This is a genomic window from Frigoribacterium sp. UYMn621 (assembly GCF_040549525.1).
In the GTDB taxonomy this organism is placed as follows: Bacteria; Actinomycetota; Actinomycetes; order Actinomycetales; family Microbacteriaceae; genus Lacisediminihabitans.
This window is the reverse complement of the sequence record NZ_JBEPTM010000001.1, coordinates 743759-768741: the sequence shown is the minus strand read 5'-3', so window position 1 is coordinate 768741 and position 24983 is coordinate 743759. Positions and strand designations below refer to the sequence as shown.

Genomic DNA, 24983 nt, shown 5'->3' with positions numbered 1-24983 from the left:
TCGGGAAATGGTGTGGTTGCAATATACCGGCCTTGAGGAAAGTTCGGATAGCACTCGATTGGGTGTCACACCGCCTGCGCAGGGTTCGGATCGGGGGTCGGGGGTCGGCGAGGATGGCGATCCGGGAGTGCGTGCGGCCCGCTCTGGCTAGATCCAGCCCCAGCTTTTGAGAATCGTGATCCCGATAACGGCGACGATCACGATCCCGAGGATCAACTTGACGGCGGATTTTGATGCTCGATTGATCTTGGACATGGCGTTTCTTCTTCCGGTTGTTGAGCAGTTATTTGCGGGGCTTGGCGGCGCGAAGCGCACGGATCGGTACGCCCACCGAGTGGGCAACGAACGCGGCCGAAGCGACCAGCGCCTGGGCGATTAGCGCGACGGGGCCTGCGTCAGCGAGCCATCCCGAAAAGACCCACACTCCGATGGCTCCAAGCGGTGCCGCGACGATCGCGATCCCGAGGACCGCGGCCCTCCATCTCGCCATCTTCTGGCGGGCCGCAGTCAAAATCGCGGCTGCGGCGATCGGCGCCAGCCAGATCGACGAGTGCGTGGAATTCAGGGACGCGGCGCCCACAATGATTCCGATGCCAATGATCGCCAAGCAGACCAGCGCAATCTTGCAAAGGCTCCGATAGCGCTCGGGCTCCCACGGGGAGGAGGGCGCCGCGGGCGCTCTCGGGGCGGTCGGTGCAGTGGCCGGTTGAGGCTGGTGCGACGCCTGCGGCGCCGGCTGGTGCGACGCCTCAGGCTGCGGTTCGGCGTCCAGGAGAAGGTCGCGGTCATACGCACGGCGAGAATCCGGGCTGCCGACGATCGAGTAAGCGGCGTTTAGCCGCTGCGTCATAACAACCCCAGCGTCACCAGCGGTATCTGGATGAAAATTCCGTACGAGCCGGCGCCAAGATTTCTTGATCTCCTCCGGCGGCGCCGTCGGCGCCACGCAAAGCGTGTCGTAATGGGTTGCGTTGGCCATGCTGTGCTCCTGGTTGCTCTCGTCTGCCCCGGAAAGAAACGGTGCCGGCGGGGAGGTTGACACCCGCCGACACCTGGGGAGAGGGGAGCAGCCTCTTCCTGATTACTACGTGTGCGGCCGGAAAAGTTAGGCCGCAGCCGGCGCATCACGGAAGACAAACCCGGCTACTTTCGCGGCCTTCGCCGCGTCAAAACCGCGATAGATAACGTGATTCGCGAGGAACTCCCGAGCGCTGGCCAGATCCGAAGGCTGGACAACCAGGCCACCCTCCGCCACGATCTGGGCGGCCTCGCCAGTCCATGCCGCCAACTCGGCGACATCCTCGGGAACCCGCCCGAGCGGCCCACGGTCGGACCATGCTTTCCGGAGAACGGCAGCCAGCGCCTTTCGGGCAGCATGGCGGGCCGCGTTCACGATTCGAAATTCGGCAATGCGCGCGCGGTCGACCGCGGCTTCCGCGGCCGCCAGCGCATCGCGTTCGGCACGGTAGACGATCGCGCCGGACGCGGCGGCGTGGGCGTCGAGGGCCTCGAGGAGAGGGGCGTGCCGGTCGAAGACGGCAGGGAGCTCAGCGTTGACCTGGCGTTTCATCTTCGACAGTGCTGCCTTCGGGAGGCCGAGGCCTTCTTCGGGAGAAAGGGCGGCGTAGTGGTGGATCGCGGCAACCCACGCTCGTGAGCCGAGGATTTGCACGAGCTCCTCGGAGCCGGGCGCCCTCCGTGCCCGGGAGTAACTCCAGGCTGGGTGGCCAGCCGCGGCGACCAGCTCCGCAAGGCGGTCTTCGTCGTAACTCATCGAGGCGAGCGCGTCGACGGCCGCACCGTGCAGCAAGGCTCTTTCGCGGAGCTCGTCGCCTTGTGGGCCGACGAACTTCGTCAGCTTCCACTTGAGCGCGGACCCGCGCTGACCGACGCGGCGGATCCATCCGAGGTCCTTCTCTAGAGTCTTCAAGGCGGCCATCGCCGTATTGCGAGTCACGCCGAGGCGGCTACCGAGCCACGTGCCCGAGACCACGATGCTCTCGTAGCCGAGCTCGATCTGCTGGAGCCCGATGATCGCAAGCGCGTGCCTGGCCCGGATTTCGCGCTGGTGGCTGACGGTTCCCGCGGGAATCGGCGTGGCAATTCTGGCCACCATGCGCCGGGCAACCTGGAGCCGAAGGTCTGCCATACCGACCGGCGTTCGGGCCGAGGCGAGGTACTTGCGTGCGGCATGCAGAAGTCGGAACCACCGGGCAGGGTTCGCCGCCGCCGCTTGGACGAGCGGTTCATTACGGGCGCGAGCTGAGATCCAACGGCGGATAACGACGGCAGGGATCGGAGGATTTGAGGAAAGGCCCGTTGCGATCACGCGGAGGAGGACGGCGTCAGGTGCTGGGTTGCCATGCTTCGAGCGCAGGGCAGGGAAGAGCACGGCCTCGAGGTCAAGCGCCGGGCCAGTGTCTTCCGGGGTGTCTGAGAAGTGAACAGAAATGATGGGCTCCTTTGAGGCGTATTAGTAGTCGATAAGCCGACGACGAAGTCGTCGGGCTTTCGATCTGCCGAATACGTGTGCGGCTTCCAGGTAATGCCGCTCATTTCATGCGCGGCACGCCCAACCTTTCGACCCACCGGAACGCCCGCCTTTACGAAAGGCGGCACGCCAACCACCCGGAACGCCGCCCTCTACGCCAACCGGATCGCTGACCGAAAGCCCGGAACGTTTACCGCAGAGTCAGGCGCCCCGGGCGACGTCACGAAGTGCGTAGGGCGGCGGGACCGTACTTCGATTCGTTGGGCGTTCAAGGAGTCAATCAAACCGACACCTGTCCCAATCCCCGTTTAATGTCTCTCGACTCGACTGTCCGGATCCATAGGCCGGGTCTGGGTCTGCGCGAAAACCGCCATGAGGGGCTCGTGCCTCTCCCCCGCTAGAAGCGCTTGCCGAATAATACGAGGGTGGCAATCTCGGTGGGCGTCCCGGCCGGAGAATTTGACCTGGATCGTAATGACTAACCACCGTCGGAGACAGAAAACGGCGACTCGGTCGACTAGCAGACCGAGCTCGAGAGGCCGTTCGTCGGCTACCCAGGTGGGCTGAGGAACTTAACCAAGGCGGTCGATCTGACGTCAGTCGGGCTTTGTCGGGGTGAATCACCGTTGATGAAAACGTGGTCATGAAGAACCCAACTTCCTGAGCTGGCGTTCCTCGTTCCGCTAAATTTGATTCTAAAAGCGTCTGGGTCCGCGACCAAGACACTGATCCCGATACCAACCTGGCTGTATGTCTCGGTCTTTTCTACAACAGAACCGCGCCGGAACCGGTCCAAGATCCTCTCGTTGGTATAGTCGCCGAAAGACCGCCCTCGTCGCTCCAGAAAGGTAAAGATCCCAATCTCCATACGCCCTTGTTTGCAACTGTGAAGCGGTTCCCAACTGCTGCGCCTTTGACCGCTGAAATGTTCGAGCGCTGGTCAAGTACTTCAAGTTTCTTCTGCGTGCTCGTTCTCGGTGATTGGCGCGATTCCGAAGACGCGCCGAACGGCATCCAAGTACGCGGTGCCATGCACGGAATCCGGAAGCAATGCCGACCCTTCGGTCCATTCATTCCACGCGTTCAAGGTGATCATAGGGTGCGGTTGATGCTGCGACACGCTGAAGGCTGCAACGCGTTCAAGGCCCCGCTCGAACTGGGCGGGCGTAGCGTCGAACACCGGATACCACGGATATTGATCCGCGGTGAAGGGCAGTTCCTGCGCCGTTCGCGGTGAAGAGTCCCATCCGACCGTCACATTGGGGATAAATGGCACGCCAAGGTCGCGGGCGTACGTTTCATAGGCCTCCAGGGCATCGTCGGCGACAGCATCCCAGTCTCCGACGGGAAATGTTTGGTCCGTGAGGTCGCTGTGGTGAATCCAAACATAGGAACTTGCGGAAGCAAATCCGAGTGACCTGATGAGCTCGTCTGGTCGCGAGGCGGCAATCGCGCCCGGCAAGATACCGAACCCCCAAACGGTAGCGTCCAGGTAGAGGCCCGGGTGCCCAGCAGCGATCGTTTTCGCTCGAAAACTAGCGAGAGCATCCACTGTCGCGGAAAGTCCCCCGAGCCCCTCGATGAGCGATCCTATTTCGTAGATCGAGAAAAAAGGTCTGCCATCGACTTTCAGATACTCGGGCTGCGAGAAATAGGTCGCCACAACATGATCGACCATTTCGTCGAAGACGTCTCTCGCGATCGCTCCTCGCTTGATCTTCGGATGGTCACGATGGTGTGCAGGAAAAATATCGACCCAGTCGTGGTTAGCCCACATGAGAGCGAAACTGGTGCGCACGCGGTTGTCAGCCTTCAAATAGCCCCTGTCCAGGGCGCCTTGCAAGAAAGGCCCGTCGGCGTACCAATAGAAATCGAAGACGAACGCGTCGATACCGTGATCTGCTGCGAGATCGATCTGGTGGGACATGTTCACAGCATCCGCCTCGTCGGTGTAGCCGTTGACGGGAACTCGAGGTTGGCGGTGACCCTCAAATCGAGGCCGCGCGCTCTTCAGCAGGGTCCATTCATTCCAACCGTCGCCGTAGCGGGCAAAGTTCTGCTTATCCTCGTGCCAGTTAGGAAAATAATAAGCGAGGACAGTGGGGCGAATCATCACGAACCTTTCAGCGTTCCGAAGACCGGCATAAGCGATAAGAGTGGAGAACCCAGCATCATCCTCGAAGCTCTCTTGAGTGCGATCCGACTTAAACGCCCGCCGCGCCACGACGAACTAAGCACTGATCGGAAAGATTGCGATGACTCCCGCGCAACCGTGAGTGGTTGCTACCAAAGATGTTCGAGAACCCGATTGTCGCCGGCAGCGACGATTGGCTCTTCAGACAGGACGAATAAGAATATACAGTGAAACGGTTCAAAACGGAAGGCGGTGGTGCTCTCTTTTCCAAGCGCAGACTGCTTTGTCGGTCGGTAAGACGGGGAGTGCTCGATGAGGGCACGACGGTCCAGGAGTGACCGAGCAGACCGAATATTAATTGGTCCATTTCCATTTGCCTCGCGAAAACAAATTCAATGAGAATGGGAAGATAATCGGGCTTCGAGAAAGCGATGAAGCGCCCGCCATTTGCAGGCTATTCGGCCACGCCCAGAGGTGCGAGACGGTGAAATTATTGCATCGAGCTCAATCCTGCTTCTCTGGCCCGTTCTGTGCCGAATTTGATCGCAGTGCCAAAGGTGTAGATCCGAAATATTTATCTCCCTCTTCAAGCTGGAATTCTTTCGCCATTCAGGAGGTTGTGAGGTGACAACAACCTTGCGATCGCGCTGTCTGAACATGTCGACGGGTTCAATCACTGCGCGCCCCAATGAATGAGGAGGCGACCACCCGTCGAGGCTGAGAACAGATTCATAGGGGTCCCCAGCTCGGCCACCGCAACGATGGAACGGTTTGAACTGGACCTCCGAACCGAGCAGCTCGGATTTGGTAGTGCCCCGCTAGAGAATGAAGGCTGCCTCGCCAGTGGAAAATTCGAGTTGACGGCGCTGGTCTTGACATTCAAAGGTTCGGTATTTGAACAATGTATATCGGGCCAGCCGCGTACCCAAGGAAGTCAGTGGACGGGGTCGAACCGCTTCGGCGCGAAGGTGGATGCCACGAGCGATCGGAGCGCTTCGAGCGAGCCGGTGGCAAATCCCTGCGCTCTTGCCTGGATGAGCACGTTGCCGATGGCTGTCGCCTCGACAGGGCCGGCGAGCACGGGAACCCCGCTCAGGTCGGCGGTCAACTGGCATAGCAGTTCGTTTTGCGATCCGCCGCCCACTATGTGGATGACATCCACGCGGATTCCGGAAAGCTCGGACGCCCGACACACGGCATCCGAGAACGCTGCGGCGAGTGACTGGATCATGCTGCGCACGAACTCGGGGCGGGACCGCGGAACCGCCCGGTCGTGCTCGGTCAGCCACTCCGCGATCCGTCTCGGCATATCGCCGGGTGCGAGAAATCGGGGGTCGTTCACGTCGAAAACAGATATGGTGCTGCTCACGGCAGAGGCCTGGGCCAGCAGCGTCGTCAGGTCGATTGTCTCGCCGGAGCGCTCCCAGTAGCGAACCGATTCCGAGAGCAGCCAGAGTCCCATCACGTTGTGCAGGTAGCGCACCCGGCCATCGACGCCACCCTCATTGGTGAAGTTCGCGAGTCGCGATGCCTCGTTGAGAACCGGGTGCTCGAGCTCGACGCCGACGAGCCCCCAGGTTCCGCAGCTGATGTAGGCGAAGTTCGATGTGGTGGCCGGGATGGCCACAACAGCAGACGCCGTGTCGTGGGAGCCGACCGCGACGATGTTCAGGTTGCCGGACATCCCCAGTCCGGTGGCAATCGACGGAAGTAGCGTGCCGACGGTCGAGCCGGGAGAGACCAGCGGAGCAAACAGCCGGGATGGCAGGTCGAGCCGTGAGATGAGCGCCTCGTTCCACTCCCCGGTCGTAATATCGACGAGGCCGGTCGTCGAGGCATTTGTGCGCTCGGCGAAGCTCTTGCCAGTCAGCCAGAAGTTGATCAGGTCGGGGATGAGGAGCATTGAATCCGCGAACCGCAGATGGCCGGAATCGCGCTCGGCCTCGAGCTGGTAGAGAGTGTTGAACGGCAGATACTGCAGTCCGTTTTGCGCGTACAACTGCCTGGCAGAGACAATCGAGTGGATGGCTTCGACCGCGGCCAGATTGCGCTCGTCCCGGTAGTGGAACGGGGCGCCGAGCATCCGCCCGCCTCGCAGCAGCGCATAGTCGACGGCCCAAGAGTCGACCCCGGCACTCGCGAGACTGGCCTCTTCGTGCACAGCAGCTACGAGACCCGCGGTCACATGGCGGAAAAGTTCGAGGATGTTCCAGTGCAGCCCGTCCGGAGTGCGAATTGGAAGGTTTGGGAAGCGCGCCACGGGCCGAACGCTCAGCTTGTTGTGTCCAACGAAACCGAGCATGACGCGGCCGCTGGTCGCGCCGAGATCGACGGCGGCAACAGCCTCGGTCACGGGGAGGTGTCTCCGCACCGCGGAGCAGGGAAGAAAGTCATCGCAGGAAGGCCGCTGCCACGCCGGCGTCGACGGGGATGTGCAGGCCAGTGGTGTGGCTGAGGTCGCTCGTGCAGAGCACGAAGACGGCGTTCGCCACGTTCTCGGGAAGCACCTCGCGCTTGAGCAGTGTGCGCTGGGCGTAATACTTGCCGAGGTCCTGCTCGTCGACGCCGTAGACCGCGGCGCGCTTTGCCCCCCAGCCGCCGGCGAAGATGCCAGATCCCCGCACGACGCCGTCGGGGTTGATGCCGTTCACCTTCACGCCGTATTCACCGAGTTCGGCCGCGAGCAGTCGCACCTGGTGGGCCTGGTCGGCCTTGGTGGCCGAGTAGGCGATGTTGTTGGGACCCGCGAACACCGAGTTCTTCGAGGAGATGTAGATGATGTCCCCGCCGAGCTTCTGGTCGATGAGCACCTTCGCGGCGGCGCGGGAGACCAGGAACGAGCCCTTTGCCATCACGTCGTGCTGCAGGTCCCAGTCGGCGACCGTGGTCTCGAGCAGGCTCTTGGAGAGTGAAAGTCCGGCATTGTTCACGACGAGGTCGAGGCCGCCGAACGCGAGAACTGCGGCATCCACGGCCGCCTGAACCTGCAGCTCGTCGGTCACGTTCGCCTGCACGCCGATCGCGACGTCTGTGCTGCCGATCTCGGCGGCGGCGGCCTGCGCTTTCTCGAGGTCGAGGTCGGCGATCACGACACACGCTCCCTCGGCGGCGAGACGGGTGGCGATGGCCTTGCCGATTCCGGATGCCGCCCCGGTGACGAGCGCGACGCGCGTGGCGAGGGGCTTGGCCTTCGGCATCCGCCGCAGCTTGGCCTCCTCGAGTGCCCAGTACTCGATGCGGAACTTCTCCGCCTCGTCGATCGGCGCGTAGGTCGAGATCGCCTCGGCACCGCGCATCACGTTGATCGCATTGATGTAGAACTCGCTTGCGACGCGGGCGGTCTGCTTGTTGGCCCCGTAGCTGAACATGCCGATGCCGGGAATGAGCACCACGAGGGGGTCTGCGCCTCGGATCGCCGGACTGCCCTCGACGGCGTTGCGGTCGTAGTACGCCTGGTAGTCGGCACGGTATTCCTCGTGGAGCTCGTGCAAGCGCGCGAGCTGGTCTTCGAGGGATGCCGTGGGCGGCAGGTCGAGCAGCATCGGCTTGACCTTGGTGCGCAAAAAGTGGTCCGGGCAGCTGGTGCCCAGGGCTGCGAGGCGAGGCGACTCGGAGGAGGCGAGGAAGTCGAGCACGACCTCGGCGTCGGTGAAGTGGCCGACCTGGGCGCGGTCTGTGGAGGCGAGTCCGCGCAGTGTCGGGGCGAGCGCTGCGGCCCGGGAAGCCCGGGATTCCGGGGCCAGGGGGCTGTAACCATCCATGACGGTTCCCAGGGGATCGGCCCGGCCATTGTCGACGATGAAGCTCTCGGCGGTCTCTATGATCCAGAGCGAATTGGCCTCGGCCTCGTCGGAGGTGTCGCCCCAGGCGGTGATGCCGTGGCCACCGAGGATGCAGCCGACGGCCTGTGGATTCGCCATCTTCAGGGCGGCGATGTCCATGCCGAGCTGCCACCCCGGTCGACGCCAGGGCACCCAAACGACGCGGTCGCCGAATGCCTGTGCGGTGAGCGTTTCACCCTCGGCGGCGGTCGCGAAGGCGATGCCGGAGTCGGGGTGAAGGTGGTCGACGTGAGCGGCATCCACCAGGCCGTGCATTGCGGTGTCGATCGACGGCGCTGCACCACCCTTGCCGTGCAGCGTGTAGTCGAAGGCAACGACCATCTCGTCTTCGCGCTCGACGCCGGGGTAGACGTTCGCCAGAGCACGCAGGCGATCGAGGCGCAGCACCGCGAGACCCGATTCGGTGAGGGTGCCGAGGTCACCGCCGGAGCCTTTGACCCACAGCAGTTCGACCGGCTCGCCCGTCGCGGGGTCGACATCCGTGCCCTTGGCCGAGGTATTGCCGCCGGCATAGTTGGTGACTCGTGGATCGGACCCGAGACGGTTGCTGCGAGCGATCAGCTCAGCGGCTGTGGGGTTAGTCATTGATGATCCTCTATTGCGGCGAGAGCTGTGTGTCGGAAAGGGGCGAAGTTGATGAGTGTCGCGTCACGACGACTTCTCGCTCCGCCATTTGATACCAATTCGGGAATCACTCCATCGGGTAGTCAATGACGGCCTTAATAAATCCATCAGGCTTGTCGCGAAGCGTAGCGAATGCCTCGTCGATCTCGTCACAAGCGAAACGATGGGTGATCAGCCGTCCGGGGTCGATTCGCCCTTGAGCTGCTAAGTTAAGCCCAATCGCCACGGCGTCGCGAAGTAGGCGACGGTCTCGGACATGAGCGTTGACGACATCAAGGGCCTTGTAGTTCCACTGCTGCATGTCCACAACCCGTGGGGTTCTGTGGTAGCCAAGTATTGACAAGGTTCCATGAGGGCGGACTAAGCGGGTGGACAAATCGATTCCGGACTGCGCCCCTGTCGCTTCGATAACGACGTCGAACTTGTCGGTGGCATCTCCCATTTCGTCGGGAGAGTGAGCCGCGTCTGCCCCGTTGTCGAGTGCCGCGCCGCGTGCGTCTGCTCGCGGATCCACTGCAGTAACATTCCCTGCTAGCGAGTGAGCAAGTAGTTGCACCATCACGAGCCCCATGAAACCTGTGCCAATAACAGCAATGCGAGCGCCCTCTCCTACGCGCGTTCGGCGTAAGCCCTCAACGACGCATCCCACGGGCTCACCCAGTACCTCGTTTGGTCGGAGTTTCGATGGGACGAGCGCCAGATCCGAAGCTTCAGCGACAACGTGACTAGCGAAGGCTCTCAGCACTCTCCCGGTGACCCAGTCACCGATGCAAAAAGCCACATCGGCACCAACGGCAACCACCTCACCGACAGGCTCGTGTCCGACGGGAACCATTTGTGGTGGCGGTTGAATCCAGTCGTACAGCTCGCTGGCACACACGCCAGACATCCTGACAGCTATCACTACTTGGCCCCTGTCCGGCGCAGGTAGGTCCCGATCCAGCAATTCCCCGTGAGACCCCGAGAGGAGCTCGAATCCTTTTACCATCGGTGGTAGCGACGTGATGGGGCCAATGGGAGTGGGATTGGTCATATTGGTAGTCCTTCCAGTTGAAGCAGATAGGTGGGCGTCAGGCAGAGCGCTCAGGCACCCCAGCCGGCCTGGACCCCGCCGACCCGGTCGGCCGTGATTGTGGCCTGGTATGCGGATGCCGCGTAGGCCGCCATCGGGTCCCCGGCGAGGCCGCGGCTCTCGCGCCAGGCGGCGAGGTCGGCGCGCACGTCGGTGTAGAAGGCGTCCATGAGGATGCCGTTGGCGCCGAGCACATCGCCCGCGTTCTGCGCCGCCGCCAGCGCCGTCGTGTCGACGAGCAGCGCGCGCGCGGTCATCTCCTGCACGTTGAGAACGGAGCGGATCTGCCCGGGGATCTTGTCCTCGACGTTGTGGCACTGGTCGAGCATGAACGCGACGCCGGAGTCGGTGCCGTATCCCCCGCCACGGATGACCTCGTAGAGGATGCGGAACAGCTGGAAGGGGTCCGCCGCCCCGACGATGAGGTCGTCATCGGCGTAGAAGCGCGAGTTGAAGTCGAACGAGCCGAGCTTGCCGAGGCGCAGGAGCTGCATGACGATGAACTCGATGTTAGTGCCCGGGGCGTGGTGTCCGGTGTCGAGGCAGACCAGTGCACGGTCTCCGAGTGCGGCGACCTGGGCATACGAGGTGCCCCAGTCCGGCACATCCGTGTGATAAAAAGCGGGCTCGAAGAACTTGTATTCGAGCACCATCCGCTGCGAATCGCCGATGCGGGCGTAGATGGCTGCGAGCGAATCCGCCAGGCGGTCCTGCCGGGCACGCAGGTCCTGCTGGCCCGGGTAGTTGGTGCCGTCGGCGAGCCAGATCTTGAGGTCACGCGAGCCGGTGGCATCCATGATGTCGATGCACTCGAAGTGGTGGTCGATGGCCTTCTGGCGGATCTTCGGGTCTGAGTGCGTCAGGGAACCGAACTTGTAGTCGTCGTCCTGGAAGGTGTTGGAGTTGACGGTGCCGAGGGCGACTCCGTGGTCGTTCGCGAAGGCGCCGAGGGCCGCGTAGTCATCCACCCGGTCCCACGGGATATGCAGTGCCACCGAGGGGGACAGTGCGGTGTATCGGTTGACCTGCGCGGCGTCGGCAATCTTCTCGTGCGGCGTGCGGGGCGTGCCGGGGGTGCCGAAGACCTTGAACCGGGTGCCGGAGTTGCCGAACGCCCAAGAGGGCAGCTCGATGGCCTGCTGCGCGAGCAGCGGTTCGATGTCGGAGAAGGTTGTCATGATCGGTTCCCGTTCTGGTTGACGCCGTTCGTGCGAAGACTGGTGAGCTGGTCGTCGAGGTTGAAGACCTCGTCGAGGTAGAGGAATGCCTGGTCGGCAGGCACGTCGAGGTCGACGAAGTGCTCGGCCATCGCGGCTTGCCAGCGGGCGTTGACCGGAGCGGCCGCCATCCCGTCGAAGTTGGCCTGCAAGTCTTCGGTCTCGAAGTAGCCGATTACTAGGCCGTCGTCACGCAGAAAGATGGAATAGTTGCGCCATCCGGTGTCGTGGAGGGCCTCGAGCATGTCCACCCACACCGCGGCATGCGCCGCCCGGTAGGCGTCGATATGACCCGGCTTGACCTGCAGCTGGAAGCAGACCCGTCTCATCGCCAGCTCGGCAGACTCGCCATGTCGACGTGACGGTGCTCGATGCCGAGCAGCGAGGCGGCGGCGCGGATGTCTCCGGCGCGATGCCCGACGCAGAGCGCCCAGTGATGCCCGATGCCGGTCTGCGACCACTCGTCCACCCACTCGCCGGGGTCGCCTCCGAAGTCGACGCGCGAGGTCGTGTTGCCGATCGCGAGCAGCGGGCCGGGCACGACGGTGCCCTCGCTGGTGATGAAGGTGAAGCTGCCGTCGCGGTCCTGGCCGATGCCGAAGGTGGTGACCGGCCCCTGCTTCACATCGAACTCGACGGAGACGCCGTAGCCTCGCTTGCCGTGGTAGATCCCGAGGCCGCGAAGCAGCGGATCCCGCTCTGAGACCGCGAGGTGGGCCGGGCCGTCATGCCCCATCTCCACCACGTTGTCGAAGAAGTTGAGAGCCTGGATCTCGGTGAACGACCCGCCGGCTCCGATGGTGTGGGCGGCGAGCATCGCGAGGCTGGTGCGCAGCTCGTATTCTCCGACGAAGGGGATGCCCCGGGCGGTCAGCAGCGACGCGCCGAGGATCATACCCGCACCGAGTCGCTCGTGCTGCTCGCCCTGGAGGCCACGATGGTAATACGCGGCCGAGTCGAGCTCGAAGTCGTCGACGAGGCGGTCGAGGCCGACCGAGACCTTCGCGCCCCAGGCGAAGTCCTCCTCCTTCACCGAGGGGTCGAGCGTGAAGAGTGACTTGGCGAGCTCCATGCGGTCCCGCACCTCGGCATCCGTCACCTCGGCCACCCGCACGCGCAGGTCGTCGAATTCGAGCACCTCGACGTGCGACCCGAACTGGGTCGAGACGAGGGTGAGGTCGGTGGAGACGTCGAGCATGCCGGGATAGAGGTGGCCCATCAGGCCGTGGCGGGCGGTGCGAAGGGTCGCGCGCACACCGGCGGCGTGTACCCACTGGTCGATTCGAGCCCAGGCCGATTCCTGCTTCAGGTGTCCGGACACCGAGCGGAAGGGGATGCCCGCCCGGCGGAACACGTTGGCCACCTCCGGCACGGGGCACTGGCCGCAATAGGCGAGCCACTTGCCGGTGTCGAAGTTCGCGTGGTCCATTGCCTCGGTGGGCTGGAGATCGATCACAAGCACGGGGGTCTTGGACCGCAGGGCGATCGGCAGCACCATCGACGAGGTGAGGTAGGTGGTAAGGAAGATGACGATGAGGTCGCAGTCGGCGATGCGCAGCTTCTCGGCGGCGGCGTTCGCTTCCTGGGCATCCGAGATGAATCCCACGTCGATGACCTCGGCGTCGAGATCGTTGAAGCGGGATGTCACATAGGCCGAGGACTGCTGCAGCTGCGGGAGAAGATCCGGAAACTGAGGCCAGTAGGCGGCGAGACCGCCGGCGACGAGGCCGATGCGGGTCTGGCGGCGCTTCTTCGGCGAGAGGGCCGGAGCGTTGGCGAGTGATGACATCTGCAGGACTTTCCGAAGCTGAGAGGACGCTCTCCCGGGCCGCGCTGGCCCGGGAGAGCGAAGGGTTTAGAAGTTGTACTGGTCGATATTGTTGGCGTCGAACTCCGTCGGCGGGCCGACGATGACGGTGTTGTCAGCGCCAACCTTCAGGGTGCCGAGGACACCGACTTCCCATCAAGCCGAAGTCTTTGCTTTTGCCATCTCTTCGCACTGAACCGACACTTATTTAGGGGAAACGGATGTTTCTCGGGCCAGATCGATCGCTGCGGCCAGAGCCCGCAGATGGGCGTCTCCGGTTCGGGAATCGGGTTCGAGATAGCTGCCCTCGGTCCACTCATTCCAGGCGTTGATTGTGACAACACGAGTGTGCTCGTTTGCCTCAACGAAGTCGATTGCATCAGAAACGGCTTCACCAAATGCTTCAGGCGTGTTGTTCACCACAATTGGGTAGTACGGCCAGTCGGAGACAACTAGCTCGTCGTTCTGGTTTACCCGTGTCGAGGAGTCCCAGCCCATAGCGACAGCGGGCACGAACTCGAGAGCGTGCCGGACGCGTTCCTTGTGCCAGTGCTGCTCGGCGTTCTCCCGCCAGGTCGCATAATCGAAGGTGATCTCGGTAGGCGGGACTTCAGCCCATTGTTCGGTCCAACCGTAAGTGCCGACCGTGTCGATCCCGAGCTCGGCGATTTGTTCAGGTGTGTAGTCTTCGTATCCGCCCATCGTGTTCAGGTGTAGCTCGCCCATTCCAGCTCCGCGGGCACGGGCGCGGAAGTCCTCGAGTGCATCCTGCGCTGCCACGAAACCGCCGACGCCGTTGACGAATTCGTTGAGGCGGAAGATAGTGAACCAAGCCCGGTCATCAACTCGCCAATATTCAGGGTGAGGGAAGTATCGTTCGATGACGATGTTGGTCATTCGAACGAATTCCTCGTGGTCGACGGCTCCCTTCCACCACAGGTCTGCCGTTTCTCCGACGTTGCCGGGGAAGACCCCCACCCAGTCGTGGTTAGCCCACATGAGGGCAAATTTGATGCCCGGTGCAGGCAGATTCATGAAGGTGTCGTTTAGTGGTCGGTTCAGGAAGTCGGCGCCGTCGTACCAGTACCAGTCCCAGAGGAACGCATCGATGCCCGCGCCCGAGGCAAGGTCGCAACTGCGTTGCATATTCTCCGGCAAAGTCTCGTCGAGGTAACCAAGGGTGGGGATTTGCGGCTGATAGTGGCCGTCAAATCGGGGCTTGCCGGCTTTAATGAGGTCCCATTCGGTGAAGCCGTCACCCAGCCATGCATTCCGGCGGGGCTCGTCGTGCCAACTGGGGAAGTAGATGGCGGCAACTTCGGTGTTTTTGCTCATGGTGGTCTTGCTCCTTATTAGTTAGTGCGGTGAGAAGACAGTCGGTGGATCTATTTGATGGCGCCGGCGGATAGGCCCTTTTCAAAGAACTTTTGCAGGGAGAGATAGGCAATCACGATTGGGAGGCTGATCAGTACGAGCGCGGCAAAAATCTTGGGTTGGTCGGATCCGTAGGTGCTGGTGAAGTACAGAGGAATGGTGGTGACAGTTCCGAACGCGGGGTCGGGGAGGAAGAGAAGCGGGAGGAAGAATTCGTTCCAGGATTGTAGGAATGCCCACACAATCAGCACTGCGGTGATCGGTTTCGCGAGCGGCAGCACAATCCGAACGAGAGCGCTGAAACTATTGCACCCGTCAATTCGTGCGGCTTCAAGAATTTCGTCCGGAATTCCGGCTAAGTAGTTGCGCGTCAACAACAAAGTAAAGGGAATGATCGTCGTGGCGAGCGGGATAATGACTGCCAGGTAGTTGTTGAACAGGTCGAGACGGGAAACGAACACGAACAGCGGAACGACGAGAGCGATGGTGGGGAGCACCAAGCCAACGAGAATGGCGTTGAATACCAGTTTCTTTCCGGCGAAGTGCATTTTGCCGAATGCGTAAGCGGCCAACATCGTGCAGCAGTAAACGAGCACGATGACGCCAAGCGAGATCACCGCACTGTTCAACGTAGATTGCAACAGCGGGGTTTTAGTGAGCACGGCGACGTAGTTTTTGACGAACCCGGCGCCCTCGAATGACTTCGCGACGATAGCAATCAGCGGCAGAAGGAAAGGGAGAATCAGTAGTGTGACAATCACTTGACTGATGATGCGGGAACGAGCAGTGGGGCGACCGAACATGGGTTAGTCCTCTCCAAATCGGTAGGCACGGATCTGAACACTGGTGAGGATGAGAGCGAGGACAAGAAGAACAATTGACAGCGCCGCGGAATACCCGGCGTGGTACTGCTCGATCACCTGTTTGTAGATGTATGTGGTGAGGAATTCGGTGCTTCGGCCCGGGCCGCCGCCGGTTGTGAGGTAGACAATGTCAAAGGTCTTCAGAGCGCCGATGCATCCGGTGAGTGCGAGCGTGGCATGCGTGCCTTTTAGCTGAGGCAGAAGGATGTAACGGAAGCTTTTGAGGTTGCTGGCACCGTCGATTGAGGCTGCCTCGAATAGATTGTGATCGATCTGCGCGATTGCCGCCTGGTACAGCAGAAAGCTGAATCCGGTCCACTGCCAGATGTTTATTGCAGCCAGTGAGAAGAGGGCAGTATTCGGATCAGCAAGCCAAGCGGTGTGCGCCCCGGAAAGTCCGAGGTTTTGCAACAGCTGGTTAAACTGGCCGTCCGGTGCGAGGATTTCGCGGAACGCGGTCCCGACAGCGGCGGGCGCCAAAATGACAGGAATGAAGATTAACACTTTGTACACGGGGCGGCCGAATACGGAGTCTCCGCTGAGAAATGTAGCCATAACCAAGCCGAGCACCATCTGCACGAGGATGGCAATCACGCCGAAAACAGCGACATGGCCGACCGCGCCCCAGAACACCGGGTCAGCGGCGATCTTAACGTAGTTGCCTAACCCCACCTGTTTCGGTGAGTCGTCGATTCCGTTCCATTCGAGCGTGCTTACCCACCCGGTGTACCCAACGCCCACATAGATAACGCCGACAATAAGGATCAGCGCGGGCAACAAGTACAGCCAAGGGACGTAGTGTTTCTGGCCGATCGTGCGTTTGCTCACGCGGCGGGGTTGCCGTGGGGTCGGAGTTGTCGCAACGGTGACTGTTGTGTCGGTACTCATGATGGTGGATGGGGTCGCCAGCCATGTGGCTAGCGACCCCAGGATCCTTTCCTACTTGGCGGCGTCGATCGCCGTTTGGACCGATTTTGCAGCATCCGCCGAACTCATCTGCCCGGAAGCGACTGACGACAAGGCCTGCTGCAAGGCGGTCTGCACATCTGCGTTGGCGATCTGGCGCGGCCCGACAAGGTTGGCGAGCTGCTTCGACTGCGACGCCAGGATGGGCGCCTGCACGCTCTGATCGACCAAACCAGTTGTAGCCACCGGCACCGACTTAAGCGCCGGCTGCTCAAGCGTCGCTCCCATGATGGTTTGCGCCGTTTTGCTCGAGGTGAGCCACTTCACGAAGGTGAAGGCGGCATCCTGCTTCTTACTCTTTGCCGAAATCGCCCACCCCACATCCGGTCCTCCGAACAGTCGACCAGTCTCCTTTGCGCCTCCGACTACATCTGGGAACGGAGCCGAAACGAACGTCTGAGACTTCACCTGTGCACCGTATGTGGCGGCCAGGGTAGTTAGGGATGCGGTTGTCATTCGGTCGTTGTTCCAGGTACCGAAGGCGATCATCGCCGCCTGCCCTTTCAAAACCATGTCGTTGGCATCCGGGTACTGGGTGAGCGCCAGAGCTCCGGGCTGGATGATGCCATCAGTGAAAAGTGCTTTCCAGTCGTCGAACGCTTTTATATAGTCGGCGCTGTTGAACTTGCTCTTACCGGCGATGGCTTTGTAGAACCCGCCCGGGTTGATCTGGTTAGCAATGATCTGGTACACATCCAGGTTCACCCAGTCGTCCTTCGCGCCCTGTACAAAACAGGTCTGGCCGAGCGCTTTAATTTTTGTGCAGTCGCTCTTCCATTCGGATAGATCCTTTGGCGCCGCAGTGATTCCGGCTTTGTCAAATGTGGTCTTGTTGTACCACACGAGTCCTGCGCCGGAGATCATCCAAGGGAGGCCGACTTGCTTACCGCCGATCTTGAACTGATCAGTTGCGATTAGCTTGTTGGCCCAGTCTGAGCCGATGCCTTTTTGAGCCAGCGGCGCGAGGTTGGCTGTGAGTGGGGCCAGCTGTGTCGCGATCACGCCGGTCTGCAGTCCAAAAACGTCGGGACCAGAGGACGAACTCGCGCCGAGGCGGACCGCGTTGGCGTAGTCGGTGAACTGGATATACCGCTGTTTAACAGTAATGTTCGGGTGGTCTTTCTCGAACGCGCTTATCCATTGCGGGGCCGTATGGTCGTCTGGGTTCCAGGTCCACCAGTTGATTGTGGTTTTCGCATCGGCGGCGGGTGCGGCTGAGGAGCAAGCCGCCAACCCCGCCGCCGCGATTGCAAGAGCGGCGATTGCACCTATACGACTTATCCATCGGCGTGATTCGGACTTCATTATTTCTCCATTACTTCGCTGTAAAAGGGTGGTGCTGGAATGTCTTCCGAGATTCTGAAGACAGGTACCGGGTGACGGCCCGCTAATTTCGTTATTACGTCTCAATTCAACGTCAAAGCAAGCCCGCAGCACTGCGCTGCCCATCGGCCTCCCCATTGTCAAGACTGACAAGGAAGGACATGACCTTCCTCGTCTAGGGGTATTGAATCGATTTAGCCTTCGAAGCCAAATGCACTCTAAGAGATTGTTTACCTTCGAGTCAAGCACCATTCTGAATCGTTCAAAATTGATCACACGCGAGACGGAATGCGTGGCAGAGTATGCAATGGGTCAAGCGCGGAACCGCGCTCTACGAACAGCGGGGAGTTAGATGGCAGCCAGCGTGAAAGATGTCGCGGCAGTCGCCGGAGTTTCGGTTGGCACCGTCTCGAACGTGATGAACCGTCCCGAGAAGGTGTCTTTGGCGGTGGCAACACGGGTGCAGGCCGCGATCGACCAGCTCGGCTTCGTTCGCAACGATGCCGCTCGGCAGTTGCGTGCTGGCCGTAGCAGCACCATCGGCCTCGTCGTGCTCGATGTCCGCAACCCCTTCTTCACCGATCTCGCCCGCGGCGCGGAGGATCGCGCGGCTGCAGACGGCTTCTCGGTGATCCTCGGCAATAGCGACGAGAAAGCTGATCGCGAGGCGACTTACCTCGACCTGTTCGAGGTGCAGCGCATGCACGGCGTGCTCATCTCACCCTTCGGCGACATTACTGATCGCCTGCGGAAGCTGCGCGATCGGGGCATTCCCGCCGTTCTCGTCGACCGCACCAGCGCGGATGACTCCTTTAGTTCGGTCTCAGTGGACGACATCGCCGGCGGTGCGCTCGCCGTCGGGCACCTTCTTGCCAAGGGTCGCCGCCGCATCGCGTTTATCGGGGGCCCCCTCGAGATCAAGCAGGTCTCTGATCGCCTCACCGGCGCAAGCACCGCGGTCGCAACGGTACCGGGGGCCACCCTTGAGGTCATCCTGACCGACGGACTCAGCGTCATCGCTGGGCGCGAGGCGGGAGCCGAGCTCGTCTCCCGGGATCCGGCGCGCCGGCCAGATGCGGTTTTTGCGGCTAATGACCTAGTCGCAACGGGCGTGTTGCAGGCCCTAATTATGCAGGGAGCAGATGTTCGCGTACCCGAGCACATCGCGCTGATTGGGTATGACGACATCGACTTCGCAAGTGCCGCGGTCGTACCGCTCTCCTCCGTCCGCCAGCCGAGCGCCCTCATCGGACAGACCGCGGTAGAGATCCTGCTCGAAGAGGCGGCCGACGCGTCGCTCGCACCCCGACAGATCGTCTTTCAACCCGAATTGGTGGTGCGAGAAAGTAGCGTGTAGCAATCGTGTCGTTGAGGATTCCCTCCGCTGTTCACGCGCTTCAGCGTCCGAGGGCCGCGATCAAGTGCGGCATTGCCTAGCTCTCGGCGAGACGGTCTCCTACTTCATCGCGGGTTCGACCTAACTAACCCGAAGGAAGAGACCGATTCTTGCGCGACGGTGACGTGGAGGAGACTAACGTTGCAGTCCGATGAGCTTATCTGGTCGAATTTGACAATCTTTAGCGCACCAGACTCAAACACGGTCTCCGCGAATGGCGGGCACAACTGAAGTGGCCGCCGAGCATCTGCAGCGGCATAGGGGATTGGAAGGTGGTACCTACCGAGACGTTAGCGAGAACTGGCCCTCTGATGCAGTACCACCCTCTTCTTTCAGATACATTTCCAAGAATGCTCCAAGGTTGGTCTCGAACACTGAGAGTGCCTTTTTGAAGCCGGTGAGGTCTGTCCGCCGCTCCACCGCCCATTTTTCTTTCTTCTGTAAGCCTGTAACTTCCGGTGGTCTCGGGTAGCCGAACGCGTCGAGCTCATCCAGCCGTTCAAGCTCTAGTTCCTGATTCACAAGATCGGCCCGCAACACGTCGCTGAGTTCACTGACGAGCTCCGGCCGTTCGGGCTCCTGACGAAGAAGCCGCGCGAGCAGCGTCTCCCGCAGGTGAAAACTATAGGCGCGGGCCCGGGAGACAAATCCTGCCGCTTCAAGTCTCTGAAATTGGATATGCCTCTCGATAGGCTCATTCTGGTTTTTGACGTGGTTCCGAGCGATTACTTCGAGGGCCTCCGACATGCGATTCGCGGCCAGATGGAATCGCAGAGCGAGATCTTCCAGCACCCAAGGATGCGATTCAGAATTGTCAGTTTTGATGAATACGGCCTGACGTGATGAGCGCCATGCGGGAGTATCCCATTCCGAGGCAGCGGTCTGCGCCCCACGGACGGTTGCCGCGCTCAGACTATGGAGCGGCTGGCTTCGCCCCAATTGTCGCGCGAACCAACTGGAGTCCCATGGGTATAAGCGATATGCGGCACTGGCAAGAATCCAGAACTGCGTGAGCCACGGTTCCTCGAATCTGTCTGCAACCTTGGCCAAAATGGTTTCGTCATCGACGTTGGAATCCGCGAAATAGTTAGCCGCTGCATTCAAGTTGACATCGAGCGAGTCCATCCGGAGCCCAAAGTATTCTTTAACCCCGGGATGGCCGGGCAACTGCGATACAACACGGAGCTGGTGGAGAGTGACCAACGGGACCGGCAGGTGATCCCACGGTTCGACTTCCTCGTTCGAAGAGGAGAGGAAGACTTCGATGACAAGAGGCAGACCACACCGCTTCGCTTCGGCCGCGGCGTTCTGGGTGAACTGATCCCCGGGAGCAGTGGAAATAACCTCTCCGATATTGCTGTGCAACATTATCCCCATGCGCGAAGCGTCGAGGACGGGTATACATGCGAGCGTTTGGCCTGCCGAAAGCTCCCACGGCTCCCACCATGTTCTACCACCATGTCGCCGATCACTCCATACTCTGGCAAGAGCATTCAGGAACTCCGGAATCCTTGTGTGCAGCGGTCGTCCATAGCAGCGATCGCATCCCCCAAATTCGTAACAGAGCCACGCGTCTTGATCGTAGGTATAGATGAGAACATCGTCTAGGTCAGGCAATTCTCTCGCGATGGTCCTCAGTGCATTCTGGTAGCGAAACAGCACGTCTGGGTCCAAGATGCACTGAGGTAGAGGTTGCCCGTCGAATCCCGCACGACCCTGGAAGGGGAGTCCGATGTGGAGTAGGGTCCGCAGGCCGGCTTCCCGTGCTAGTCGAGCGCGGTGGCGGAGAAGTTCGAGTCGCCGATCGTTCGCTGTTTCACCATTCGCCGCGAGCGACGCTGGCGCTCCGGTCACCGCAACGATGTCCTCTAAGTTCAAAACTTCGTCGTTCGGCCTGTAGGACCAAGCGATATTCAACTGGACGGCGTTGAATCCTAGATTGCACAGGCTGAGTACCGACTCTCTGGACCATTCGGCAAGGGGCTGCGATGGAGTGCCGATGATCCCGACCCGCAGAGGCACTGCGCTCACAGGAAGCTCTTAGCGGATCGCCTAGTAACGCACGAGAGTTTCAGAAGGGCAATCATTGCGCCAACTGGCCGAGCCTCAACGACTTCCCGGAATCTACGCCCATCTCAATGCTCCTCTGAATGGATTCAATCGTCAACGCCAGCGAGCTTATACGCATTTCTCAAACAAGACTGGAAAGGTGGAGCTGGTATGACTTATTTCAGTCGTCCTCACCACCCTCCGGGCCCGACGAAAGAAGCGCCTACTTTCGGCGCCAGCTTCTCCGTCAGCCAATGTCGAATACCACTCACTTGAGGGAGGCCCCGCCAACACACAGTCCCCTGATGCGGCATAAGCGGTCGATTTGCTAGAGATTATTTTGCCTAGGTTGCTTGAACTTAATGAGGCGATCACAACGCCAGGCATGGACGCGAACGTTAAACTTCCGATCCAGCTTTGCCGGGGTCGTCGATCTTTACAGACGCCGAGTCGGCGGAGCTCGAGGGTCATCCCTGCCCATGCTCTAGAGGCTCGTTCCCGGAACGCCACCCTTGCCGGTGCCCGATACGGCAAGTCCGCGACGCCAATCGGATCGACTTTCGCAACGCTGGGCAGGACGGAGAAACTGGGCCCAACGGCATTCGTGTCTGAAGCGGCGGCGGGGCCGGCGTCATAGTTCCAGAGCGTGACTCCCTTCCCTCGATTCGATATTCGCACCGGCCAGTAGTTCGCACCGAAGGAGAATTCTGCTTATGAAGTCGAGTTGGCATCGGAGCAACCCAAGACTGGCATGGTTTTCCACCCATCGCCTGGCCGCGCTGCCAAGCTTCCGGTGCGTTTCAACGGCGAGACTTTGTCCCCTAAGCAGGCGCAGATATGGCGGAGCTCTTCGAGGCCGACGTGCGCACCGTCAACGAACATCTCGGCAACGCATCTAGCAGCGGCGAGTTCGAACGCGAGGCAACTGTCCGGAATCACCGGATGGTTCGACATGGGGGCGCCAATTGCAGGATTTGAACCTCGATAGGTCAGGGTCCTACCTTAAGAAGTCACGGCTATCAATGCCAATTCTGAAAAGCCGGTTTCCAACAACTCCGATGGCCCCAGACATCGCCAGTCGCAAGGGTAGAGCGATTAGGGACACTCTCACCGGGGATGCCTTGGCGCTACGCTTACCGCAACGCTGGGCTCGGCACGCGGCACTTGTTCACCTCTAACGGTCGACTCGTCGAGGGGGCACGCCAGTACGTAAAGCCGATCGAGATGCGGGACGGCTCGAGACTTCGAAGCGTTGGCCGTGATGGGGAAAGTTCTGGTAGCGACACGGCGCTCGAAGTGCTGGGTCGCGATGGTGAATCCTTTCGTGTTGCGTTTCGACGGCGAGTCCGTCTGGGAGTCCTCGACAAAGTTGGATGGTCAACTCGGAAACGTTTCTTCCGAGTACGCAGGAGGGATCTTGGAGGCATCCACTGTGCAGTGCTCGGATCGGCTGACTTCCCGCGGAGCGATTTGGCCCTTCCAGATCGCAGGTCGTGCCGGTGGCCGTGACGAGTCGACATTGGAGCTATGCAGAAGGTAGACCTCGGAGCATGCACGCTCCGAGGTGTCGCGGCACCCTTGACGCTTGGCAGGCGCGGGGCGTTCCGGAGGCGATACTCGGCTCAGAATGCTGTCGCGACGGAGAGGCATTCCCTTGCGTTTCAACGGCGAGCCTGTAGGCGACGCGAGCGCACGCGGTGCCGTCCTTAGCCGTCGACTTGCACACCGTCAAAGTGCAGCTCGGCAACTCGTTTAGCGACGGCGACGTTGAACGCGAGGCAACAATCCGGGATTCCCTGACAGTTCGACGGGTACGCTCCCGGCGTCACCCGGAGCGATCCGCGCTATGCCTTCGACGTCAGTCGAAATATCATGCCCGGACGGTCATCGGCCCGTGCTTGTCGAAGCGCTGGCCGCTCCGTCAGTCGCCCCGCGGTAGCCCCCATGCAATCGGCGACCCAGGATTCCCAAGCGTGGACAGGTAGGTCTGGTGTGCGCTGGCGCACGCTGCGCGCAGCGAAAGGTAGTAACCAATGAGCACCCGCTCATCTGGCTCGGCCGCCCAGGTGACCGCCCGGTACCCTCGCTCGCCACCGATCGTGAGAAGCACAACGACGCTGTGTGGCTGGTCGAAAGCATCGCGCAAGCGCCACATTCCCGGCTCGACCTCGACGGCGGCAAGGATCGGATGCCAAGTCGGTTTCATTGCGCTCCTCAGTAGGAACAGCCGACCCTGCTGATGGGACCCTATCAAGGGCACCCGACCGAGACGTCGGTCGTAACGAGTCCCGACCCGGCGGCGGTCGGCTGGTTGGTGCCCGGATCGGTGGCCATCACGAAAAGCAATCCGAGGGCGCGCGGATCGGATTTCGCAGCGGTGGGCGATCCGGGTGTCCTTCGGAACGCAGGTCTTGACGGTGAGCGTCTCGCCGGCACTCGGAACGCTGGTCTTGACGGGGAGCGTCGCGGGAGGAGTTCGAGACGGTCGGCCGTCGCGGGGAGCGTTCCGGATCATCTAGCGGCCCGACGCAGGTGGGCTCGACCGGGAGGCAACTCACAAGGATTCCTTGTTCGTTCGCGGCGAGGGGACGTCCCGGTGTCGAGTCTCCGGCCATTGCCGCGCACGTACTAGGTAGAGCCACTACCGAGGAGCACCTTTGACCGCCAATTCGCCCACCCGCACGCCTCGCGTCGCCCGCCAGTTCTCCGCGCGATCGCACGGTTTCGTCACGCTAACGGTCGGGATTACGCTGCTCGCCATGGCGGCGAGCTTCGCTCTCTCTTTCAATGCCCAAGTTGCGATCGGAGCGCTTATCGGCCTGGCAGGCTGGATGCGCTTCCTCCTCCCCGTCGGAGTCGATAGCTTCATCCTCGTCTCTGCCCTCTCCCTCGCCGTCCTCCGGGAACGCGAGGGCGTCCCCGCCCTGCTGCCAAGCGGCAAGCGCCGGCCGTGGTGGACCCTGGCCCAGGGCCGCCAGTGGGGCCTGCTCTGGGCTTGGACGGCCGCCAGCGTAGGCATCAACGGCTGGCACGGCCTGGACTCGGTCCCGGCCGGCTCGTCGACGGTCGTCGTCGTCGGTGTCGCTGTCGTATCGGTACTCTTCCCCGCCGGTGTATTGACCGCGACCGAGGGTCTTCTCAAACTTCTCGTTCAAGAAACCACCGACTCCGCCGAGCTCGCTGCGGCAAAAACTCGCCTCATCAACCATGGCACGCCAGTCGCCGCGCAGCCCGGAGCGAAGCCCAAATCGGTGGCCGCGCAGGATCTGGACCTTCGAATTCGGGCGGAGTTCGCACTGGCGGATGTGCCGCCGACGCTCAAGGCTCTGGCCGAAAAGTTCGGTGTCAGCGAAGCGCGAGTCAAGCTCGCCCGGGATGCTGCGTAGCGCCTGGAAGAATTCCCCGGATCCGTGCTCGCGAACGCCGCCCCCGGCGCATGAGAACAGTAGGGCCGAGGTAAAGCAAATCGCTTGAGCGGCTCCTAGGAGCTGCATCATGCGCGTCATCCCAATCCACGGCCTGGATTCCCCGGGCCACCCGCTCGCAAACCACCTCCTCGACACCGCGCCCAGCGTCGAGGATCAGGCACTCGCCGGCATTCGAGCCGAAGTAATCACCGAGTCCATCGCGAAACTGAAACCTCGCAGCCGCGCGGTCGTCAGCATTCTCTTCGGCCTTGGCCGGGAGGCCTCCGGCCTCGAAGCCGTTTCAAAGGAGCTCGGTTTGAGCTCCCGCGCGGCGATCGCCGAGAGGGATTATGCGCTCTATCAGCTCGAGCACCTCGTCAAAACGCACCGCCACGGCGGCCTCGCGATGGCGGCGTGA

At 61.4% G+C, this 24983-nt stretch carries 18 protein-coding genes; 3 read left to right on the top strand and 15 right to left on the bottom strand.

Annotated elements, in window-relative coordinates; translation table 11 throughout:
* Nucleotides 1–283: 283 nt before the first annotated feature.
* The 13 genes from ABIB54_RS03925 to ABIB54_RS03865 all read right to left on the bottom strand — a co-directional run bounded on the left by ABIB54_RS03925 (nucleotide 284) and on the right by ABIB54_RS03865 (nucleotide 17695).
* Nucleotides 284–979 (bottom strand): J domain-containing protein, encoded by a 696-nt coding sequence (locus ABIB54_RS03925; protein ID WP_354574203.1) that lies wholly within the window; start codon nucleotides 977–979, stop codon nucleotides 284–286.
* Between the two features lie 126 nt (nucleotides 980–1105).
* A complete protein-coding gene (locus ABIB54_RS03920; protein WP_354574202.1) occupies nucleotides 1106–2116 on the bottom strand; it encodes a hypothetical protein in 1011 nt (336 codons plus the stop codon).
* Between the two features lie 1324 nt (nucleotides 2117–3440).
* A complete protein-coding gene (locus ABIB54_RS03915) occupies nucleotides 3441–4604 on the bottom strand; it encodes a glycoside hydrolase family 99-like domain-containing protein (protein WP_354574201.1) in 1164 nt (387 codons plus the stop codon).
* A 955-nt stretch (nucleotides 4605–5559) separates the two neighbouring features.
* Nucleotides 5560–6978: a rhamnulokinase gene (locus ABIB54_RS03910; RefSeq protein ID WP_354574200.1), complete on the bottom strand. Its 1419-nt coding sequence runs from the start codon at nucleotides 6976–6978 to the stop codon at nucleotides 5560–5562.
* A gap of 37 nt (nucleotides 6979–7015) precedes the next feature.
* Nucleotides 7016–9052, bottom strand: a complete 2037-nt coding sequence (locus ABIB54_RS03905) for a bifunctional aldolase/short-chain dehydrogenase (RefSeq protein WP_354574199.1) — start codon at nucleotides 9050–9052, stop codon at nucleotides 7016–7018.
* Between the two features lie 106 nt (nucleotides 9053–9158).
* Nucleotides 9159–10079 (bottom strand): zinc-binding dehydrogenase, encoded by a 921-nt coding sequence (locus ABIB54_RS03900; RefSeq protein ID WP_354574248.1) that lies wholly within the window; start codon nucleotides 10077–10079, stop codon nucleotides 9159–9161.
* A gap of 95 nt (nucleotides 10080–10174) precedes the next feature.
* Nucleotides 10175–11341, bottom strand: coding sequence for an L-rhamnose isomerase (gene rhaI / locus ABIB54_RS03895; RefSeq protein ID WP_354574198.1), 1167 nt, complete (start codon nucleotides 11339–11341; stop codon nucleotides 10175–10177).
* Nucleotides 11338–11709 (bottom strand): L-rhamnose mutarotase, encoded by a 372-nt coding sequence (locus ABIB54_RS03890; protein WP_354574197.1) that lies wholly within the window; start codon nucleotides 11707–11709, stop codon nucleotides 11338–11340. Before ABIB54_RS03890 ends, rhaI begins: the two co-directional genes overlap by 4 nt.
* A complete protein-coding gene (locus ABIB54_RS03885) occupies nucleotides 11706–13169 on the bottom strand; it encodes an L-fucose/L-arabinose isomerase family protein (protein WP_354574196.1) in 1464 nt (487 codons plus the stop codon). Before ABIB54_RS03885 ends, ABIB54_RS03890 begins: the two co-directional genes overlap by 4 nt.
* A gap of 222 nt (nucleotides 13170–13391) precedes the next feature.
* Complete coding sequence (locus tag ABIB54_RS03880) at nucleotides 13392–14522, bottom strand: glycoside hydrolase family 99-like domain-containing protein (protein ID WP_354574195.1); 1131 nt, start codon at nucleotides 14520–14522, stop codon at nucleotides 13392–13394.
* A gap of 50 nt (nucleotides 14523–14572) precedes the next feature.
* Complete coding sequence (locus tag ABIB54_RS03875) at nucleotides 14573–15364, bottom strand: carbohydrate ABC transporter permease (protein ID WP_354574194.1); 792 nt, start codon at nucleotides 15362–15364, stop codon at nucleotides 14573–14575.
* A 3-nt stretch (nucleotides 15365–15367) separates the two neighbouring features.
* A complete protein-coding gene (locus ABIB54_RS03870) occupies nucleotides 15368–16252 on the bottom strand; it encodes a carbohydrate ABC transporter permease (protein ID WP_354574193.1) in 885 nt (294 codons plus the stop codon).
* Between the two features lie 111 nt (nucleotides 16253–16363).
* The gene (locus ABIB54_RS03865; protein ID WP_354574192.1) at nucleotides 16364–17695 is read right to left on the bottom strand and encodes an ABC transporter substrate-binding protein; all 1332 of its coding nucleotides are present in this window, start codon (nucleotides 17693–17695) and stop codon (nucleotides 16364–16366) included.
* Between the two features lie 370 nt (nucleotides 17696–18065).
* Here ABIB54_RS03865 and ABIB54_RS03860 point away from each other — a divergent pair, with 370 nt between their 5' ends.
* Nucleotides 18066–19070 (top strand): LacI family DNA-binding transcriptional regulator, encoded by a 1005-nt coding sequence (locus ABIB54_RS03860; protein ID WP_354574191.1) that lies wholly within the window; start codon nucleotides 18066–18068, stop codon nucleotides 19068–19070.
* Between the two features lie 318 nt (nucleotides 19071–19388).
* Here ABIB54_RS03860 and ABIB54_RS03855 read toward each other — a convergent pair whose 3' ends face one another.
* Both ABIB54_RS03855 and ABIB54_RS03850 read right to left on the bottom strand, forming a co-directional pair.
* Nucleotides 19389–20477 carry a hypothetical protein gene (locus tag ABIB54_RS03855; protein ID WP_354574190.1) on the bottom strand — a complete coding sequence of 363 codons (1089 nt, stop codon included), beginning with the start codon at nucleotides 20475–20477 and terminating at the stop codon, nucleotides 19389–19391.
* 2602 nt (nucleotides 20478–23079) lie between these two features.
* Nucleotides 23080–23364, bottom strand: a complete 285-nt coding sequence (locus ABIB54_RS03850; protein WP_354574189.1) for a hypothetical protein — start codon at nucleotides 23362–23364, stop codon at nucleotides 23080–23082.
* A 451-nt stretch (nucleotides 23365–23815) separates the two neighbouring features.
* On the opposite strand from ABIB54_RS03850, the gene ABIB54_RS03845 reads away from it, so the two are divergent.
* Complete coding sequence (locus ABIB54_RS03845; RefSeq protein WP_354574188.1) at nucleotides 23816–24544, top strand: hypothetical protein; 729 nt, start codon at nucleotides 23816–23818, stop codon at nucleotides 24542–24544.
* 109 nt (nucleotides 24545–24653) lie between these two features.
* Nucleotides 24654–24983: a sigma-70 family RNA polymerase sigma factor gene (locus ABIB54_RS03840; protein ID WP_354574187.1), complete on the top strand. Its 330-nt coding sequence runs from the start codon at nucleotides 24654–24656 to the stop codon at nucleotides 24981–24983.

Bases quoted from the DNA above. Each gene is read 5' to 3' on its own strand.
- ABIB54_RS03920 (WP_354574202.1), bottom strand. From the start codon at position 2,116: ATGGTGGCCAGAATTGCCACGCCGATTCCCGCGGGAACCGTCAGCCAC.
- ABIB54_RS03900 (WP_354574248.1), bottom strand. From the start codon at position 10,079: ATGGTAAAAGGATTCGAGCTCCTCTCGGGGTCTCACGGGGAATTGCTG.
- ABIB54_RS03850 (WP_354574189.1), bottom strand. From the start codon at position 23,364: ATGAAACCGACTTGGCATCCGATCCTTGCCGCCGTCGAGGTCGAGCCG.
- ABIB54_RS03885 (WP_354574196.1), bottom strand. From the start codon at position 13,169: ATGTCATCACTCGCCAACGCTCCGGCCCTCTCGCCGAAGAAGCGCCGC.
- ABIB54_RS03890 (WP_354574197.1), bottom strand. From the start codon at position 11,709: ATGAGACGGGTCTGCTTCCAGCTGCAGGTCAAGCCGGGTCATATCGAC.
- ABIB54_RS03855 (WP_354574190.1), bottom strand. From the start codon at position 20,477: ATGTTGCACAGCAATATCGGAGAGGTTATTTCCACTGCTCCCGGGGAT.
- ABIB54_RS03840 (WP_354574187.1), top strand. From the start codon at position 24,654: ATGCGCGTCATCCCAATCCACGGCCTGGATTCCCCGGGCCACCCGCTC.
- ABIB54_RS03860 (WP_354574191.1), top strand. From the start codon at position 18,066: ATGGCAGCCAGCGTGAAAGATGTCGCGGCAGTCGCCGGAGTTTCGGTT.
- ABIB54_RS03865 (WP_354574192.1), bottom strand. From the start codon at position 17,695: ATGAAGTCCGAATCACGCCGATGGATAAGTCGTATAGGTGCAATCGCC.
- ABIB54_RS03905 (WP_354574199.1), bottom strand. From the start codon at position 9,052: ATGACTAACCCCACAGCCGCTGAGCTGATCGCTCGCAGCAACCGTCTC.
- ABIB54_RS03925 (WP_354574203.1), bottom strand. From the start codon at position 979: ATGGCCAACGCAACCCATTACGACACGCTTTGCGTGGCGCCGACGGCG.
- rhaI (WP_354574198.1), bottom strand. From the start codon at position 11,341: ATGACAACCTTCTCCGACATCGAACCGCTGCTCGCGCAGCAGGCCATC.
- ABIB54_RS03880 (WP_354574195.1), bottom strand. From the start codon at position 14,522: ATGAGCAAAAACACCGAAGTTGCCGCCATCTACTTCCCCAGTTGGCAC.
- ABIB54_RS03915 (WP_354574201.1), bottom strand. From the start codon at position 4,604: ATGATTCGCCCCACTGTCCTCGCTTATTATTTTCCTAACTGGCACGAG.
- ABIB54_RS03875 (WP_354574194.1), bottom strand. From the start codon at position 15,364: ATGTTCGGTCGCCCCACTGCTCGTTCCCGCATCATCAGTCAAGTGATT.